General features: G+C 73.8%; 14 protein-coding genes. 4 read left to right on the forward strand and 10 right to left on the reverse strand.

The annotated features are described in order from the left end of the window. Positions 1 to 255: 255 nt before the first annotated feature. Together ACFWWU_RS17110 and ACFWWU_RS17115 are read right to left on the reverse strand one after the other, a co-directional pair. Positions 256 to 1,593 (reverse strand): esterase-like activity of phytase family protein, encoded by a 1,338-nt coding sequence (locus ACFWWU_RS17110; protein WP_384145504.1) that lies wholly within the window; start codon positions 1,591 to 1,593, stop codon positions 256 to 258. A 223-nt stretch (positions 1,594 to 1,816) separates the two neighbouring features. Continuing rightward, positions 1,817 to 2,692 (reverse strand): hypothetical protein, encoded by an 876-nt coding sequence (locus tag ACFWWU_RS17115; protein ID WP_384145507.1) that lies wholly within the window; start codon positions 2,690 to 2,692, stop codon positions 1,817 to 1,819. A 131-nt stretch (positions 2,693 to 2,823) separates the two neighbouring features. On the opposite strand from ACFWWU_RS17115, the gene ACFWWU_RS17120 reads away from it, so the two are divergent. Beyond that, entirely contained in the window at positions 2,824 to 3,972 is a 1,149-nt protein-coding gene (locus tag ACFWWU_RS17120; RefSeq protein ID WP_384145510.1) for a winged helix DNA-binding domain-containing protein, read from the forward strand. A 62-nt stretch (positions 3,973 to 4,034) separates the two neighbouring features. Next, positions 4,035 to 4,163, forward strand: a complete 129-nt coding sequence (locus ACFWWU_RS17125) for a hypothetical protein (protein WP_384145513.1) — start codon at positions 4,035 to 4,037, stop codon at positions 4,161 to 4,163. Positions 4,164 to 4,178: 15 nt separating this feature from the next. Here ACFWWU_RS17125 and crcB (ACFWWU_RS17130) read toward each other — a convergent pair whose 3' ends face one another. Then, positions 4,179 to 4,532, reverse strand: a complete 354-nt coding sequence (crcB, locus tag ACFWWU_RS17130) for a fluoride efflux transporter CrcB (protein WP_384145516.1) — start codon at positions 4,530 to 4,532, stop codon at positions 4,179 to 4,181. Beyond that, positions 4,529 to 4,945, reverse strand: coding sequence for a fluoride efflux transporter CrcB (crcB, locus tag ACFWWU_RS17135; RefSeq protein WP_384145519.1), 417 nt, complete (start codon positions 4,943 to 4,945; stop codon positions 4,529 to 4,531). Before crcB (ACFWWU_RS17135) ends, crcB (ACFWWU_RS17130) begins: the two co-directional genes overlap by 4 nt. A gap of 385 nt (positions 4,946 to 5,330) precedes the next feature. Between crcB (ACFWWU_RS17135) and ACFWWU_RS17140 the strand changes: the two genes are divergently transcribed. Then, positions 5,331 to 6,596, forward strand: coding sequence for an IS701 family transposase (locus ACFWWU_RS17140; RefSeq protein ID WP_384145522.1), 1,266 nt, complete (start codon positions 5,331 to 5,333; stop codon positions 6,594 to 6,596). 38 nt (positions 6,597 to 6,634) lie between these two features. On the opposite strand, the gene ACFWWU_RS17145 is transcribed toward ACFWWU_RS17140, so the two are convergent. From ACFWWU_RS17145 to ACFWWU_RS17160, 4 genes are all read right to left on the reverse strand, one after another. After that, complete coding sequence (locus ACFWWU_RS17145) at positions 6,635 to 8,656, reverse strand: helix-turn-helix domain-containing protein (RefSeq protein ID WP_384145899.1); 2,022 nt, start codon at positions 8,654 to 8,656, stop codon at positions 6,635 to 6,637. A gap of 157 nt (positions 8,657 to 8,813) precedes the next feature. Continuing rightward, positions 8,814 to 9,779, reverse strand: a complete 966-nt coding sequence (locus ACFWWU_RS17150) for a BTAD domain-containing putative transcriptional regulator (protein WP_384145525.1) — start codon at positions 9,777 to 9,779, stop codon at positions 8,814 to 8,816. A gap of 297 nt (positions 9,780 to 10,076) precedes the next feature. Beyond that, on the reverse strand, positions 10,077 to 10,556 hold the full coding sequence (locus tag ACFWWU_RS17155; RefSeq protein WP_384145528.1) for a DUF1772 domain-containing protein: 480 nt from the start codon (positions 10,554 to 10,556) through the stop codon (positions 10,077 to 10,079). A 79-nt stretch (positions 10,557 to 10,635) separates the two neighbouring features. Further along, positions 10,636 to 12,282, reverse strand: a complete 1,647-nt coding sequence (locus ACFWWU_RS17160) for a von Willebrand factor type A domain-containing protein (RefSeq protein ID WP_384145531.1) — start codon at positions 12,280 to 12,282, stop codon at positions 10,636 to 10,638. 215 nt (positions 12,283 to 12,497) lie between these two features. Here ACFWWU_RS17160 and ACFWWU_RS17165 point away from each other — a divergent pair, with 215 nt between their 5' ends. After that, complete coding sequence (locus tag ACFWWU_RS17165) at positions 12,498 to 13,217, forward strand: DNA-binding response regulator (RefSeq protein ID WP_384145533.1); 720 nt, start codon at positions 12,498 to 12,500, stop codon at positions 13,215 to 13,217. A gap of 6 nt (positions 13,218 to 13,223) precedes the next feature. Here the strand turns inward: ACFWWU_RS17165 and ACFWWU_RS17170 are convergent, their stop codons facing one another. Together ACFWWU_RS17170 and ACFWWU_RS17175 are read right to left on the reverse strand one after the other, a co-directional pair. Next, entirely contained in the window at positions 13,224 to 14,114 is an 891-nt protein-coding gene (locus ACFWWU_RS17170; RefSeq protein ID WP_384145536.1) for an ABC transporter permease, read from the reverse strand. After that, positions 14,111 to 16,783 (reverse strand): alpha/beta fold hydrolase, encoded by a 2,673-nt coding sequence (locus tag ACFWWU_RS17175; RefSeq protein WP_384145539.1) that lies wholly within the window; start codon positions 16,781 to 16,783, stop codon positions 14,111 to 14,113. The genes ACFWWU_RS17170 and ACFWWU_RS17175 overlap by 4 nt, the downstream gene beginning before the upstream one ends. Between the last annotated feature and the right edge of the window lie 89 nt (positions 16,784 to 16,872).

Here is a 16,872-nt window from a genome sequence, read left to right on the forward strand (position 1 = left end):
CGCGGCGATCTCACTGTGCTCCTGCCCGTCAGCCGGCCAGGCGTTCCCTCAGCGGGAACCCGCCGATGGCGATCATCATGACCTGCGCGGGGGAGGCTCCCGCGCGCCCTCCGGCGTCCGCCGGTACGGCCGACTGCCGCAGAACGCCCCAGCCGTCGTCGATCCGGCCGCCGTCGGCCTGAACTTCGAAGCCCTCGTCTTCGCCACCAGAGTGCGGTCCACGGCACCCTCGTGCCTGGCGGGTGTCCGTGGTGGTCAGCGCACTGGACGGGGCAGGCGTACGCGGACGAGGGTCGTCTCCACGCCGCTGTCGACCAGGCGGCCGGCCGCGTCGAAGGCCGCGGGGCCGTCCGTCATGCCGAAGTCGTTGTCGTTGAGCAGGACGAGGGTCGAGCGGCCTTCGAGGGCGATGCCCTCGATCTTGCCGGGGACTCCCGCGACGGTGTTCACGTCGAGGACCAGGCGCTTGGCGAGGATCGGGGCGTCCTTCGCGGCCTCGTCGTCGAGCTGCTCCAGGGTGGGCGTCGCGGGGGTGTCCCAGACGGTGTCGAGGATGTCGGCGCCGCGGCGGAGGCGGACCTCGTACACGCGGGAGGCCTTGTCGGTGCGCTCCTGGACGAGGAGGCGGTCGCCGCCGAGGGCGACGAGGGCGGAGATCTTGAGCTCGGAGGTCTTGGTCTGGCCGGGCTCGACGACCTCGACCGGGTCGAAGCGGTAGGCGTACTCGGCGGTGACGCGGTTCTCGCGGGTCGAGAAGCGCAGCAGGCGCGTGGTGCGGGAGTTCTCGCCGGTGGCCTTGTCGGGGTTGAGCAGCGGGCTCTGCAGGGCCATGACCAGGTCGCCGTCGGGGAGCAGCGCGAGGCCCTCGAAGCCACGGTTGATCTTGCGCTGGAGGAAGACCGACGGGAGCGACTCGATCACCGGGTAGTCGGCGCCGGTGAGGCCGAGGCCCTTCGGGACGTGGCGGGCGAGGACCCGGCCCTTCGCGGAGACGTGCACGAGCGAGGGGCCGTACTCGTCCACGAGCCAGAAGCTGCCGTCCCGGTCCCGCACGATGCCCTCGGTGTCCAGGCCGTTCGGGTCGTACGCGAGCGGGGTGGAGGCGTCGTACGTGTACGGGGCCTCGTCGCGGCCGGGCTGGTTGGGCAGGCCGGTCACGGGGGCGCCGGACCTCGTGGTGAGCGGGATGGAGCGCAGGACGTCGATACGGCCGCCGACGGCGCGGATCTTGACGATGGCCGGGTCGAAGCCGGGCACCGGGAACGTACGACGCTTGTCCTTCCCGACGGATATCTGGCCGTTGGGGCCGCGGTCGGTGACGGTCCAGTACTCGCCGGGCCGTTCGGCCGGGTACAGGTCGCTGCCGATGCCGCCCAGGTCGACGCCCCGGTCGTCGTCGACGCTGCCCGGCAGCAGGTCGTTGCTGAAGGCGGCGAGCGGGAGGTCGGGGAGGGTCGAGGTGGAGACGACCCGCGCGGCGGAGCCGTGGTGCGCCGGCGTCGCGTCGGCCGTCCCCACCACCACCGAGAGCGCGAGTGCGGCGGAGACGGGAAGCACCACGGCGGCGGGCCGGCGCAGGAGACGCGGATTCATCTGAACTCCCTTGGACACACATGGGGCACGCGTGGCATACGCGTGGGACGAGGGGGGTGCGCGTGGGGACGAGGGGGGTGCGCGTGGGGTGCGCGTGGAAAGTCGCCGGTGAGGGCGGGCTGGGCGCGGCCCCATGGTCCGGTTCCGCGCGCAACGCCCGGCCACGTGTTCACGACGACCGGGTGAGTCCTGGGTGAACGCGCGTCTCCGGCGCAGCTACCCGTCAGTAGCGGTCGAGGATCAGCTGCGTCTTGAGGATGTCGCCGTGGTGGAGCCAGCCGTTGGCCTCCGCGACGGCGATGGCGTCCTCGTGCAGCTCGGCCGCGTCGGCGTACGAGTCGGTCTTGAACGACAGCTCGACGACGTACTCCGTGCCCGTCCCGCCCGCTCCGACGACCGGCAGCACCTCGATGCTCGCGTCGTCCGAGGGGCCCCAGGCGCCGCCGTACACCTTCGCGGTCACCGGCCCGTGCGCACGGGAGAGTTGGAGCGTGTTCTTGCCCCAGTCGGCGCTGCCCCAGTCCTCCAGCTTGCCGGGGATGTCGTTGACGAGCCAGGTGCGGCCGGTCGTGCTCGACGGCATCGCCGTGCCCGAGTAGCCGCTCGCGCTGTGGCTCTTCTCGTTGCTGAAGCTGAGGGTCTGCTTGGCGTAGCCCCAGTCGACCTCGGCCTCGTAGTTGGTGTCACCGCTGTCGAACCCGGCGGCGTTGGCCGCGGTGAGGGCGGCGTCGATGTCGCCGTTCGTGACGGGGAACCGCTTCTTGTACGTCTCCTCGAACGACGAACCGCTCTTGTGACGGAGCCGGACGCTCCACCCCGCCGCGTCGAGCGCCAGGCCGTCCGTGTCGTAGTAGCTGTACGAACGGGCCTTGGCGGAGCCGGTGATCCCGAACGCCGACTTGACCGCCGTGCTCGGCGCGTGGGCCGAGTCGAGCGCCGCCGCGGTGAGATTGATCTTCACCTCGTACGTCGGGACGGCGTTGGCGGCGTTGGCGGCGGCGTCGGCCGGCGAGGTCGGGGCGAGGAGCGCGACGGCTACGGCGAGGGCGACGGCGCTGCCGGCGGCGGCCGGGCGCGCGGCCCGGGAGGTGAAGGTCATGCCGCTGATCGTCACGACGCCGGGTGAGGGCAGGGTGAGGGCCGGGTGACTCGGGGACGTGACGCCGGTGAACCGGCGGCGTCGGGTACCCGCCGTCCTCGGACGGCTGATGCCCGAGCGAGAATCAGGTCATGGTGATGACCGCGCGCGCCCTCAACCGCTCCACCCTCGCCCGCCAGTTGCTCCTCGAACGGGCCCCGGTCGACGTCGAGGAGGCCCTGCGGCGGGTGGTCGCCCTTCAGGCGCAGCAGCCGGGTTCGCCGTACGTGGCCCTGTGGAACCGGGTCGCGGGATTCGACCCGGGCCTCCTCGACGGGGCGGTGGAGGGGTTCCGGGCGGTGCGGTCGACGCTGATGCGGCTGACGCTGCACGTGGTGCACGTCGAGGACTACCGGGCGTTCCGGGAGGGCATGGAGCCGACGCTGCGCGGTTCGCGGCTCGGCGACCACCGGTTCAGGGCGGCCGGGTTCACGCCGGCCGACGCCGACGCGCTGCTGCCGGAGCTCCTCGCGTACGCCGAGCGGGCGCGGACCGGCGCCGAGATGCTGAGCCGTCTCGAAGAGGGCCGGGGCGGTCCGGTGGAGTCCGTGGCGTGGCGGATGATCCGCCAGTACGCGCCGCTGTGGCACGCCCCGACGGGGCCGCCGTGGTCGTACGGCACCGCGCAGTCCTTCGTCGCGGCGGACGAGCTGCCGGAGCACACCGATCCGGACGCGGTCGCCGCGGGCCTCGCGGTGCTCGTCCGGCGCTATCTGGAGGGGTTCGGGCCGGCGTCCGTGGCGGACATCGCGCAGTTCTCCATGGCGCAACGGGGCCGGGTGCGCGTGGCGTTGGCGGCGCTCGACGGCCTGGTCGAACGCCTGGAAGGGCCGGACGGGGTGCTGCTGTACGACGTGCCCGGGGCGGCCCGGCCCGACGAGGACGTGCCGGCCCCGCCCCGGCTGATGGCCATGTGGGACAGCATCCTGCTGGCGTACGCGGACCGCGGCCGCGTCATCCCGCCCGAGTACCGCAAGTCCGTGATCCGCGTGAACGGCGACGTCCTGCCGACGCTGCTCGTCGACGGGTACGTCGCCGGGGTCTGGCGGCCCGTCGCCGGCGGGATCGAGGCCTCGGCGTTCCGGCCGCTCCCGCCCCGCGTCTGGGAGGAACTCGCCGGAGAGGCCGAGGCGCTCGGGGCGTTCCTGGCGGGCCGGGATCCGCTGGTCTACCGGCGCTACGACCACTGGTGGGCCAAGGGGCTGCCGGTGGTCGAGACGAAGGTGTTCCCCTCCCTCTGACGCGCCGGTCGCCATGGCCGGTCGCCCCCGCGAGGGCGACGACGGCGCGTGGCACCACCAAGGTGACCGCCCGCTGGGCGAACTCTGCCTCGGCGGCGGACGCGGACCGGATGTACGGCCTGATCGAGGGCACCATCCACCGTGACGGCGTCCAGCCGGTGATCGCGACCGGCGACTGGATCACCGCCTGATCCACCGGACACGGCCTACAGCCTGGTCGCCGCCTCCACTCCCAGCCATACGGCTCCGAGTCCGGCGGCCAGGCTTCCGGCCACGTTCAGCACCGCGTACCCCTTCGCCCCGTCCTCGTACAGCCTCAGCGTCTCGTACGAGAAGGTCGAGTACGTCGTCAGCGCCCCGCACAGGCCCACCCCGAGCAGCAGGTGCGGGCGGGCGGAGGCGACGCCGGTGAGCAGGCCCAGCACGAACGAACCGGCGACGTTCACGGCGAGCGTGCCCCAGGGGAAGGCGGTGCCGTAGCGGGCGCGGGCCGCGCGGTCGGTGAGGTACCGCAGGGGCGCGCCGACGGCGGCCCCTGCGACGACGAGCAGCCAGTTCACCCCGTCCCCCGCATCCTCGTCCGTACGGCCCTGGTCGCGGTCGTCGCCGCCCAGACGGCGGCCAGCGCGGTGAGCGCCGTCCCGCCCAGGTAGAGCAGCGCGCGCGTCGGGTCACCCGGCCTCAGCAGGCGCTCCGTGTCGAGGGTGTACGTCGAGAAGGTGGTGAACCCGCCGCAGAACCCCGTGCCGAGGAACGGCCGGAGGAGCGGGTGCGGGACGGCACGAGCGTCCGTGACCAGGACCATCAGGACGCCCAGCGCCGCGCAGCCGGCCGCGTTCACCGTGAAGGTCGTCCAGGGGAACGCGTGGGCCGGGGTGGGCCAGACGAGCGAGGCCCCGTAGCGGGCGGCCGCGCCGAGGGCGCCCCCGGCGGCGACGGCCCCGACGACCGCCGTCTCACCGCGTGTTCCCATGCCCGCAAGGTTACGGGGCCGGGACGCGGAGGAAGTCGAGGCGAGGCGCACAGGCACGGTCCCCGGCCTGGGGCATTAACCGGGAGCCGGCCCGTGCGACCTCGCTCTGCGATGGTCCGGCCACTCCGCGCGACGGGTCAAAGCGGGTCCGGTGAGTCTGTCAGATCCCCCGCGGGGCATTCCGGAGATCCGCCGGACCGGCCCTAGGGGTGTCCGGGGCAGGGCCGTGGCGACGGCTGTGACCTGGGGTGATGTAGGGGGAGGTGGTCCGGCCACCATTCGGCGGCCGATTCGGGTGCCGGGTACACCTCGTCCCGGGTGGCGGGTACGGGCGACGGTGGTGGAGCAGCGGGAGGGAGCTGCGCAACCTTCGGGCAGGAGTGTCGTGAGTACATCCGTCGCAACCAAGCGCAGGGCCACCACCGGGGCCGTCTCGTCCTTGACGGTTCCCCTGAGCGTCACCACGCCCGTCGGTGCGGCCGGTTCCGGCGAGGAGGCCTACGCCGAGCTGTGCTCCGCGCTCTTCTCCGGCTTCCCGCGCCGCGACCAGCGCCTGAAGGCCGAGCAGTACCTCTACGGTCTGCTCACCGCGCAGGGCCGCAAGTCGATCCGTAACATCGCCGCGCAGATAGGCGGGCCGGCCGCCGAGCAGAGCCTGCACCACTTCGTCTCCAGTTCCACCTGGGACTGGCAGCCCATGCGGGCCGCGCTCGCCCGGTTCCTGGAGCGGAACAGCTGCCCGCAGGCCTGGGTGGTCCAGCCGATGCCGATCCCCAAGGCCGGGGAGCACTCGGTGGGCGTGGACCGGCGTTTCGACCCGGAGCGCGGTCAGGTCTTCCACGGCCAGCAGGCGTTCGGGGTGTGGTTCGCGAGCGACGAGCTGAGCGTCCCCGTCAACTGGCGGCTGTTCCTGCCGGACCCGTGGGTCAACGACCGCACGCGGCGCGACCGCGCGGAGGTTCCCCAGGAGGCCGGCGAGGAGACGCTGGAGGAGTGCGCGGTCGCCGCGGCGCTCGACACCGCCCGCTGGTCGGACGTCACCCGCAAGCCGGTGCTCCTCGACATCCGCGGCGGCGCGGGCCGCGCGGCGCTCACCCGGCTCGCCGGGGCCGGGGTGCCGGTCGTGGCGCGGATCGGTCCGGGTTCGCGGCTGGCGATCGCGGACCGTTCGCTGCCGGGCTTCGGCGCGGGTCCGCTCTCGGCGGTGCAGATCCTGGAGTCGCTCAAGGGCCTGCGCAGGCCGGTGAGCTGGGTGGACACGGTGGCCGGTGTGCGGACCTCGCGGACGTCGCTCGCCACGGCCGTACGGGTCGCGCTGCCCACGCCGGGCGGCGAGCGGATGCGGCCCCTGGTGCTGCTCGGCGAGTGGGACGACCCGCGGCGGGCCCCGGCCCGGGTGTGGATCAGCGATCTGACCCAGTCCCCCGTCGGCTCCCTGCTGCGGCTGACCAAGCTCGCGCGCCGGGTGGAGCGGGACTTCGTGGAGGTCGGCGAGGGGGCGGGGCTGCGGGACTTCGTGGGCCGCTCGTTCCGCGGCTGGCACCGCCACATCACGCTCGCGTCGGCGGCCCACGCGGCGACGCTCCTGGCCTCGTCGGACTGGGACGCCGCCTACGACTCCGGATACGCGTCGCGACGCTCGGCGAGCTGACCGAGACCGACTGCCCGCCCCCGGCCCGCCCGCTGCTCCTACGGAGCGGCCGGGCGGGTCGGGTCGGTGGTGGCGCGGCCACGGGAGAGGACCTCACGGGTGCGCTGGAGGCGCAGGGCGAGCTGGACCTCCAGGACCTGGCCCGGCTTCTGCCACTCCGGGCCGAGGAGTTCGCCGATCCGTTCCAGGCGGCGCGAGACCGTGTTGGGGTGGACGTGCAGCGCCTCGGCCGCGTTGGTCGGGCTGCCTCCGGAGGCGAAGTACGCCTCCAGGGTGCGCGTGAGGTCGGTGAACCGCTCGGCGTCGTAGTCGAGCACGGGACCGATCGCCCCCTCGACGAAGCCCTCCACGTCGTGGTCGTCGGAGAGCAGCAGCCCCAGGAAGCCCAGGTCGTGCACGGAGGCGGCCGAACCGGTGCCGCCCAGGGCGCTCATCGCGTCGAGGCAGCGCTGGGCCTCCAGGTGCATCCGCCCGACGCCGTCCGGGTTCGTCGCGGGACCGGCGGCGGCGACGGAGACGGGGTGGCCGAGCAGCGGGGACAGTTCGGCGGCGACGGCCTTGGCGGCTGCTGAGGCGTCGATGCCGGGGAGCAGCAGCACGATGCAGCCGCCCTGCACGGTCTTCAGACCGGAGAGGCGGTACGCGTACGAGGACGCCCACACGACCGCCCGGCCCTGTTCGCCGCCCTCCGGTCTGGCCAGCACGAGGACGTGCGGTCTGCGCAGGTCGACGCCGAGGCGGCGGGCCCGCTGCGCGATCTGCTGTGGCGCGTGCGGCGGGTCGGCGATGAGGTCGTCGAGGAGTTCGTCGCGTACGGGCCCCTCGGCGACGGCCGTGGAGCGCCGCATCAGGAGGAGGAAGGCGACGGACTGGGCGGCGAGTTCGAGGAGTCGTTCGTCCTCGCCGGTGAGCCCGCTCGCGGCGCGGAGCACCAGACCGCCGAGGTCCTCGGAGCCGGCGATGACCGGTGCGACCCAGGTGTCGTCGTCGGCGAGGACCGGGCGGCGGCGGGCGTGCGCGTCGAGCGAGGCCTTGGCGACGGCCTCCTCGTCGAGGCCGGGGATGTCCCCGCCGGCGAGGGCGCGGCCGCCCTGGTCGCGGATGAGCACGGTCGCGTCGAGGGCGTCGCCCGCGGCCTTGGCCACGTTCCCCAGGTCGCCGCCCGCGAGGACGAGGTTCATGATGCGGCTGTGTGCCTCGCTGACGTGCCGCATCCGGGTGAGGCTGGTCCGTACGCGGGAGCTGTCCCGCTCCAGTTCGGAGACCTCGGCGCGGGTCCGGTCGAGGAGTCCCGCCTTCTCGACGGCGAGCGCGGCGAGGTCGGCGAGCGCGGCGAGGAGGCCGAGCTCCTCGGAGGTGTGGTCGCGGACGCGCCGGTCCGCGCCGTACAGCACGCCGATCACGGTGTCGCCGCTGCGCAGCGGCGCGGCCATGATGGCGTGCAGCCCTTCGCCGCGGACGGCGGCCTCGGCGGCCTCGTCGAAGGCGGGCGCGTGGACGCCGGCGTCGAGGGAGCCCGAGGGGGCGAAGCGCTCGTCGGCGAGGTAGTCGGCGGTCCAGACGGGCTCGCCGTGGAGCTGGACGGCGCCACCGAGTCCGTACCCCTCGGCGATCGTGAACCCGGGGGCGAGGCGCGGTCCGGTCGTGCGGCCGGTGTCGAGTCCGGCGCGGGCGCCCTCGGTGGTGTGGACGTAGCAGCTGCCGTGCTGTCCCCGCAGTGTCACGAACGCCATGTCGAGGCCGAGGAGCCGGCGGGCGCGGCGGGTGACGACGCGGAGCAGGCTGTCGAGGTCGTACGAGAAGGTCAGGTCGCGCGCGGTGTCGGTGAGGGCGGCGAGTCCGGCCTCGCGGCGCACGCACTCCTCGCTTCCGGAGCGGACCCGGTCGGCGAGCTTCACGGCCCGCTCCAGCCGTTCGAGTGCCTCGCCGGAGAGACCGGCCAGGCGGGCCTCGTCGAGGAGTGCGTCGTAGCGGACGGCCGGTGCCTGTCCGGCGAGCAGTTCGAGGACCGTGAGCAGCGCGTCGGCACCGCCGGCTGCGTCCGCGCCGTGCGAGGTCATGGTCTCCACCCCCGTAGTAGAGCGAAATAGGGCACCTCGGTGGAAACCCCTCCTGGTGGCCGAAACTATTTCGACTTCGGGAGTCGGTCAACATCGACCTGCCGCACGTCCACAACGGCGACCTGACGTACTTCGTTCCCGAGGGGCCGCCGCTCTCTCAGACGAAGGAGCCCACGGGGACGGGACGGGACCGGGTCGGGGTGTACTGGGCGGGTACGTGAGCGGGCGTCCGGGCGGCCATCCCGGCAGCAGTCCACGCGGGTGTCCAGGCGGGCGTCCAAGCGGGTGTCCAAGCGGGCGCCTGGGTGTCGAAGACGGAGCGGCCCGCGGTGTTCCGCATGGTCAGGACCGAGCGGTGGAGTCGGCGCAGGCGCGCCGAGGGCTCCAGGCCGCTCTCCCCCGCGAGGGAGGCCCGCAGTCGCTCGTACGCGGTGAGGGCCTCGTCGTGGTGGCCGCAGCGCAGCAGGGCGACCATGTAGTGGGCGTGCAGGGGTTCGTTGGTGCGGTAGCGGGCGACGAGGCCGGAGAGTTCGGAGACCAGCTCGGCGTGGTGGCCGAGGCCCAGCTGCGCTTCGACCCACTGGTCGAGCACGCTCAGGCGGGAGGCTTCGAGGCGTTCGATCTCGCTGCGGAGCCGGGGGCCCGCCGCGACGCCCGCGTACGGCTCGCCGCGCCACAGGGCGAGTGCCTCGCCGAGCCGGAGCGCGGCGCGCGGGAGGTCGCCCGCTTCCATGGCGCGGTATCCGGCGCCCGCCGCGCGCTCGAACTGCCAGACGTCGTGGACGCCGCCGCCGGTGTCGAGGCGGTAGCCGCCGGGCTGGGAGACGAGGACCGCGTCGGCGGTGCGCCGGTCGGCCCAGCCCTGACGGGGCTCCGCCGGGTCGGCGCCGCTCAGCGCGCTCGCGATGAGCTTCCGCAACTCGGCTATGTGGGACTGGAGTTCGGCCCGGGCGCCGCGCGGGGCGCCCGAGGGCCAGAGCTCCTCGGTCAGGACCGTCACGGGGACGACCTGGTCGGCGCTGGCGGTGAGCAGGGCGAGCAGCTGCCTCGGTGCGGCTGCCGTCGGGGTGATGGACACGCCGTTCTCCCGTACCGACAGTCCCCCCAGGATCCGGACGTCCACCTTGCCCCCTCAGTGCCTGTGCGGTGTCTGCGCGCGGGATGACCCTCGTTGATTAGAAAAGACCCCCGTAGGCATGTCAATAAGAAACCGGAGGGTACGGAAACCTGACCCGTGATATCGGGGTGCTTCACCCCATTTGAGGGGATATTTCGCCGTCAGGATTTCGTCACTGGCTCAGACCTTTGCCCGCCGAAAGACTGTTTCAGGACTCAGGGGTACGCTTTCGAAGGGGTCTCGCGGACGTCAGGGGGGTCCTCAACCGCGATTTCACGCCAGAAACCGCCCGGCGGGTACGGTTCAGAGCACGGCGGCGGCGGTGAGCAGTCCGAACGAGACGACGATCAGGGCCGTACGGACCCGGTGGAATCCGTTCCACCGCTTCTCGAAGGCGGCCCGCACCGCCGCCGGGTCCTCCCCGGCGGCCCCGCCCGGGCGCTCCGAAGCGGCGAGGGCCACGTTCAGCGGGACGTTCCCGGCGACGGTGACCACGTGGTTGAGCGCCGCGGACACGAGCCCCGCCAGGACGAGCCACTTCTGCGTGTCCGTGCGTCCGTCGACGGGGACGAGGAAGGCGGCGGCGGGGAACGCGACGACCCCGAAGAAGACGAGCAGGAACACGGCCCTCGGGACGCATTCGTTGATCCGGCGCATCGCCGTGACGAACTCGGCGTCCGCCAGACGGGCGAGGGCGGGCATGATCCCGGTCTGGAAGATCAGCAGGAAACCGGCGTAGAGCCCGGTGCATCCGACGGCGAGGGCGAGCAGCAGGGTGGCCATGCGGCCATTCTGTCCCGCCGCCCGCCCCGCGCGTCAGCCGTACGGGTCACCGGGCTTCGGCTGTAAGGGCCACCGGACGTCAGCTGTACGGGTCACCCGACCGCAACTCGCCCTCTCCGGAAGCTCCTTCGCCCGGCTCCGCGGCCGTCCCGAGCAGCCGTTCGGCCTGCCGGACCGCCTCGGCGAGCTCCCGGACCACGGCCGATCCCGACCGCCCCGCGATCGCCTCCGCCCGCTCCGCGAGCGCCGTGAGCCCGGGGTCGCCCGGCAGGTCGCCGCCGCGCAGCGCGTCCGCGAAGTAGGCGGTGATCGCGGTCAGCTGGAGGCTGTCGCGGCCGCCGTCCCACAGTCCCGCGGTGAGCGCCTCGGCCTCGACCGTGCCGGAGCGCTCGTGCGGCGCCCGGGTCGCCGGGTCGAGCCAGCGGACCGTGGCGGTGGCGACGCGGCCCCTCGCCCCGGGCCGGGTCTTCACCGCGTACAGCGCGGTGACGGTGTGGCCGGCGCCGACCTCGCCGCCGTCCACCCGGTCGTTCCGGAAGTCCTCGTCGGCGACCTCCCGGTTCTCGTACCCGATCAGCCGGAACTTCTCGACGGTCCGCGGGTCGAAGGCGACCTGCGCCTTGGCGTCGCGGGCGCGCAGCTCGACGTGGGCGGGCAGTTGGTCGACGAAGACCTTCCGGGCCTGCTCGGAGGTGGAGACGTACGTCGTGTGGCCGTCGCCCTTGTCGGCGAGCCGCTCCATGAAGTCGTCGCCGTACTCGCTGCCGACCCCGACGCCGAACAGGGTGACGCCGTGGGCCCTGCGTTCCTCGTCGATGCGGGCGAGGATCGCGTCCGCGTCGGTCTCACCGGTGTTGGCGAGGGCGTCGGAGAGCAGCACGACCCGGTTGGTGGCGCCCTTGCGGCGGCCGTCGACCGCGACGTCGTAGCCGGTGCGGACACCGGCCTCGACGTTGGTGGACGAGGTCGTCGCCAGGGACTCCACCACCTCGCGGATCCGGCCGCGGGCCTCGCCGACGCGGGTCATGGGCAGCCGGGTCTCCGCCTCGTCGCTGAAGGTGACGAGGGCCATCGAGTCGTCGTCGCGGAGCTCGTCGGCGAGCAGCCCGAGGGACTCCTTGACGAGGTCGAGCCGACCGGGCTCGGCCATGGAGCCGGAGATGTCGACGACGAAGGTGAGGGCGGCGGGCGGGCGTTCGCCGCTCCGGTCCGCGCCGCGGGTGGCGAGCCCCACCCGGACCAGGGACCAGCCGTCCGCGCCGGCGCGGGCGCCGTCGAGGCTCACGCCGAAGCCGTTGTCCGCCGGGCGCGGGTAGTCGGGGCGGAAGCTGTTGACGAACTCCTCGGGGCGCACGGTCGTCGGCTCGGGCAGCCTGCCCTCGGCGAGGGAACGGCGGGCGTAGCCGTACGAGGCGGTGTCCACGTCGAGGGCGAAGGTGGAGAGGTAGTCGGGGGCGGGGGGCTTGGTGCGCTGCTCGCCCTCCTCGGGCGCGGCAGCGTCCGGCCCCGGGGTCGCCGTTCCGGGGGCGACGTACCCCGGCTTCGTGGCCCCGTCGCCGCCGGAGGTGCCCGGCGCGGTGCGGCCGCCCTTGGCGTGCGACGCGTCGCTCGTCTCGCCCGACGCGCCACAGCCGCCGACGGCCAGTCCGGCGACGAGCACCCCCGCGATCGTGGCCCTGAACCGGGCCCCGCGGCGACCGTTCGCCGCCGTGTTCTGTCGACTCATGTCATCTCCCCCTCTTCGTACGGCACTTGTGAATGTGACGAACGAAGGCGCCGGATGGAGCAGTCGGAGGAGTTGCGGATGGATCTCGATGTGGCAACGGCGACGGGGGCGGACGAGGGTGGCATGGATTCGCCATCCTTCTCAACAGGGGTTGTCACCGTGTGCAGTCGCGTGCGTACATTTAGTGGACATCGATCGGGCGGGGGTGGTCAGCGGTGGCAGAGAGCGCGGGCTCCGTGATGCTCGCCCGTTCGGCGATGAACCGGGCCGCGACCGAGGGACAGCGGCCCGCGGGGCGCCCGGTCCGGGGCGCGCGGCGCATCAGCGCCGCGCTCGCCGGGCTGGCCGCTTCCACCCGGCACGAGCTGCTGACCTTCGACGACCCCGTCGCCTCCGCGGGCTGCGCGATCCCCGGGCCGTTCCTCGAGCTGGCGGGAGCGTGCATGCGGGCCGCGGCGGAGCGGGCCGACGAGGTCCGGCGGATCGTGCCGCGGCACGCCCTGCACACACTCGAGAGCGGGCTGCGGCTTCCCGGCCGGGCGCGGCTCGCGGACGCCATCCCGTTCAAACTGATCGTCGTGGACCGGACGGTGGCGGCGGTCCCGCTCGATCTGGAGCTGCTCTACAACGGCCTGCTGCTGATCCGCGACCCGGTGGTGGTGCAGGCCCTCGTCCGCGCGCACCACGCCTGCTGGGCGGCGGCCGAGGAGCTGACGTACGTGCCGTCGCCCGCTCCGCCGCCGCTGGAGCTCGCGCCGCAGTCGCGGCTGGTCCTCGACGCTCTCCTGTCGGGGCTCACGGACGAGGCGGCGGCGGCCCGGCTCGGCATGTCGGCGCGGACGTACAGCCGCCGGGTGGGAGAGCTGATGGCCGCCCTCGGCACGACGAGCCGCTTCCGCGCGGGCGCGGAAGCGGCTCGGAGGGGGTGGGTGTAGCGGCTCCTACGACACGATGTCCTTGCGGGCGAAGCCCCGGAAGGCCAGGGCGAAGAGGATCACCGCGTACGTCACCGAGATCGCCGCGCCCTTCACCATGCCGCCCCACTCCAGCTGCGGCTGGAGGGCGTCGATCCAGGCGAACTGCCAGTGCGCGGGCAGGAAGTCGCGCCAGTCGCCGAGCGCCGTGACGGCGTCCAGGACGTTGCCGACGATGGTCAGTCCGACGGCGCCGCCCACCGCGCCGAGCGGGGCGTCGGTGCGGGTGGAGAGCCAGAAGGCGAGTCCGGCGGTGACCAGTTGGGAGACGAACACGAAGGCGACGGCGACGGCGATGCGCAGCACCGCGTCCATGGCGGGCACGGAGCCGCCGGTCGGCAGCTGGAGCGGCCCCCAGCCGTAGGCGACCGTGCCCGCGGCGAGGGCCACGAGCGGCAGGAGGACCATCGCGGCCGCGCTGTAGGCGAGGGCCACCGTCAGCTTCGAGGCGAGGAGCCGGGAGCGGGGCACCGGTGCGGCCAGGAGGTAGCGCAGCGAGGACCAGCTTGCCTCGGAGGCGACGGTGTCGCCGCAGAAGAGGGCGACGGGGACGACGAGGAGGAAGCCGGCCGAGACGAAGAGGCAGGTCGCCGCGAAGTTGGCGCCGGAGGCCGTCGCCGTGTCCATGAGGGTGATCCGGCCGTTGGTGTCGCCGTCCCCGGCGCCGCCGATCGCGAAGGCGGCGATCAGGACGAAGGGAAGGGCGACGAGGATCCCGCCCATGATCAGGGTGCGGCGCCGCTTCCACTGGCGCAGGGCTTCGACGCGCAGCGGCAGGGTGCGTCCGGCCCGGTAGCCGGGGGCGGTCGTCTCGGCCGGGGTCGCGGCGGTGGTCGGCGTGGTGGTCGGCGCGCTCATGCGGCTCCTCCGATCAGGGTCAGGAACGCGTCTTCGAGGCGCCGGTGCGGTCCGACCCCTGTGAGCGGTACGTCCAGGCGGACGAGGTCGCCGATGAGGGCGGTGGCGTCCGCGCCGTCGAGGCGGACGAGGAGCCCGCCGTCGGCGCGGGCGGCGGAGTCGACGCCCGGGAGGGCGCCGATCTTCTCGACGAGCGGGTCGTCGATCTCTCCGGCCAGCGTCACGAGCAGGGTGTCGCCGGAGCCGGTGATCTCGGCGACCGGCCCGGCCTGGACGAGCTGTCCCCGGTCCATGACGACGAGGTGCGTGCAGGACTGCTCGACCTCCGCGAGGAGGTGGCTGGAGACGATGACGGTCCGGCCCTCGGCCGCGTACCGGATCATCACCTCCCGCATCTCGCGGATCTGCGGCGGGTCGAGGCCGTTGGTCGGCTCGTCGAGGATGAGCAGGTCCGGCAGGCCGAGCATGGCCTGGGCGATGGCGAGGCGCTGCCGCATGCCCTGCGAGTAGGTCCGTACGGCGCGTTCGAGGGCGCTGCCCAGGTTCGCGATCCGCAGGGCGTCGTCGACGCGGGCGTCCTCGGCGGGGCGGCCGGTGGCCTTCCAGTACAGCTCCAGGTTCTCCCGGCCGGAGAGGTGCGGCAGGAAGCCGGCGCCCTCGACGAAGGAGCCGACCCGGGAGAGGACCGGGGCGCCGGGGCGGATGGCCTGGCCGAAGACCCGGATCTCGCCCTCGTCGGGCCGGATCAGGCCCATCAGCATGCGCAGGGTGGTGGTCTTCCCGGCGCCGTTCGGGCCGAGGAGGCCGAGGACCTGGCCCTGTTCGACGCTGAAGGAGAGGTCCTTGACGCTGTACCTGTCGCCGCCCGCGTACTTCTTGGAGAGCCCGGTGATCTGGAGGGGTACGGAGGTGAGTTCCGGGTCCGGCGCGGGGGCCGTGGTGCGGCGGCGGGCGGTCAGGAGGAGGGCCGCGGCGACGGCGAGGCCGAGGAGCGGCAGGCCCCAGACCCACCAGGGCAGGGCGGTGGCCTGGGTGTCGAGGCCGGGCGCGGTCGGGACGGTGAGCGGGCCCTCGACGGCGACGGTGTAGCCGGCGGGGACGGTCGGGGAGGCGTAGCCGAGGTCGGTGGCGGCGAGGACGAGCCGCAGCCGGTGCCCGGCCTCCACCTCGTGGTCGATCGCGGGCAGCGTCAGGGTGACGGCGCGGCCGGCCTTGGCGTCCTCGACGCGGACGGGGGTGACGAGCTGGGAGGGCAGCACCTGCTGCCGTCCGTCGGGCCCGACGTCGTACACCTTGGCGAAGAGGACAGCGGAGCCGTCGGCCGCGGTCGAGGTGACCTTGACGGGGACCGTCGGGGTGCCGGTGATCCGGACGGCGCCGGTCTGCGGCTTCGCGTCGAAACGGGCGTACTGGCCGGGGAAGTCGAGGGAGAGGCCGACCCCGAGGGAGGAGAGGCCGGAGAGTCCGCCGCCGAGGCCGGGGACGGCCGAGATGGCGGGCGGCGCGGCGCCGGCCGGGTTGGCGAAGGTCTGCGGGGGCCCGGCGAGCGCGAAGGTCTCGGTGGCGGCGGTGAGGCCCGGGTAGCGGTCGGCGGTCGCGCCGCGCAGGGTGGCCTGTCCGTCGGTGGAGTCGACGCCGCCGGTGCGGGTGACGCGGAAGGCGGGGCCGGTGTCGGCGGAGGTGTCGCGCTTCAGCCAGCGGTCGAACCACGTGCTGATCCGTCGCTCGACGCGCTCGCTCTCGCGGTCGCCGCCGTCGTGGCCGCCGGCGATCCAGTCGACGGCGACGGGGGCGCCGTTGGCGGTGAGGGTGCGGGCCATGGCGTCGGACTGGGCGAGGGTGAAGAGGGAGTCGGACTGGCCCTGGACGATGAGCGCGGGCACCTTGATGCGGGCGCCGACGGCGGAGGGGCTGCGGGCTTCGAGGAGGGCGCGGGCGGCGGCGTCGGGCTTTCCGCTGACGGCGACGCGCTGGTAGAGGGAGCAGAGTTCGGCGGTGAAGCGGCCGCAGCCGTCCGCCGCCCCGGTCGGGGCCGCGCCCGGCTGGTTCCCCTGGTTCCCCTGGTTGCCCTGGTTGCCCGCCGAGAAGAAGATCCCGGCCCAGAGCTTCTTGAAGACGTCGTTCGGGAAGAGGGCGTCGGCGAGGTTCCAGTAGGTGATCTGAGGGGCGACGGCGTCGACGCGCGGGTCGTGTCCGGCGGCGAGCAGGGAGATCGCACCGCCGTAGGAGGCGCCGGTGACGCCGACGCGCGGGTCGCCTGCCGTGTCGAGGAGGACCTCGGGGCGGGCCGCGAGCCAGTCGATCAGCTTCCGGACGTCCGCGACCTCGCGGTCGGGGTCGTTGAGGCCGATCTCCCCCGTGGAGGCGCCGAAGCCGCGGGCGGACCAGGTGAGGACGGCGTAGCCGTCGCGGGCGAGCTGTTCGGCCTGGGCGCGGACGTCGTTCTTGGAGCCGCCGAAGCCATGGCCGAGGAGAACGGCCGGGCGGCGTTCGCCCCCGCCGCTCGTGAAGTAGGAGGTGTCGAGCCGTACACCGTCGATGTCGAGCGCCCGGTCCGCGCGCTGCACGGGTGGCGGTTCGTCCGAGGCGACGGCGGTCCAGGTGCCGGCACCCGCGAGGACGGCGAGGACGGCGGTGACCGCGGCCCACCGGGGAAGTCGGAGTCGCATGCGTCGAGCCTATGCGGGCCGACTCGTGCGGCACTGCGGTCCGGAGGGGGAGGCGCCCGACCTCCTGGGGTCGTACGCGCGGCCTCGCC

Origin of the sequence: Streptomyces sp. NPDC058650, assembly GCF_042717315.1 — a bacterium.
Taxonomy (GTDB): domain Bacteria; phylum Actinomycetota; class Actinomycetes; order Streptomycetales; family Streptomycetaceae; genus Streptomyces.

Coding starts and splice junctions, on each gene's coding strand:
- ACFWWU_RS17110 (WP_384145504.1), bottom strand. CDS start 1,593: ATGAATCCGCGTCTCCTGCGCCGGCCCGCCGCCGTGGTGCTTCCCGTC.
- ACFWWU_RS17115 (WP_384145507.1), bottom strand. CDS start 2,692: ATGACCTTCACCTCCCGGGCCGCGCGCCCGGCCGCCGCCGGCAGCGCC.
- ACFWWU_RS17120 (WP_384145510.1), top strand. CDS start 2,824: ATGGTGATGACCGCGCGCGCCCTCAACCGCTCCACCCTCGCCCGCCAG.
- crcB (WP_384145519.1), bottom strand. CDS start 4,945: ATGGGAACACGCGGTGAGACGGCGGTCGTCGGGGCCGTCGCCGCCGGG.
- ACFWWU_RS17145 (WP_384145899.1), bottom strand. CDS start 8,656: ATGACCTCGCACGGCGCGGACGCAGCCGGCGGTGCCGACGCGCTGCTC.
- ACFWWU_RS17155 (WP_384145528.1), bottom strand. CDS start 10,556: ATGGCCACCCTGCTGCTCGCCCTCGCCGTCGGATGCACCGGGCTCTAC.
- ACFWWU_RS17160 (WP_384145531.1), bottom strand. CDS start 12,282: ATGAGTCGACAGAACACGGCGGCGAACGGTCGCCGCGGGGCCCGGTTC.
- ACFWWU_RS17170 (WP_384145536.1), bottom strand. CDS start 14,114: ATGAGCGCGCCGACCACCACGCCGACCACCGCCGCGACCCCGGCCGAG.
- ACFWWU_RS17175 (WP_384145539.1), bottom strand. CDS start 16,783: ATGCGACTCCGACTTCCCCGGTGGGCCGCGGTCACCGCCGTCCTCGCC.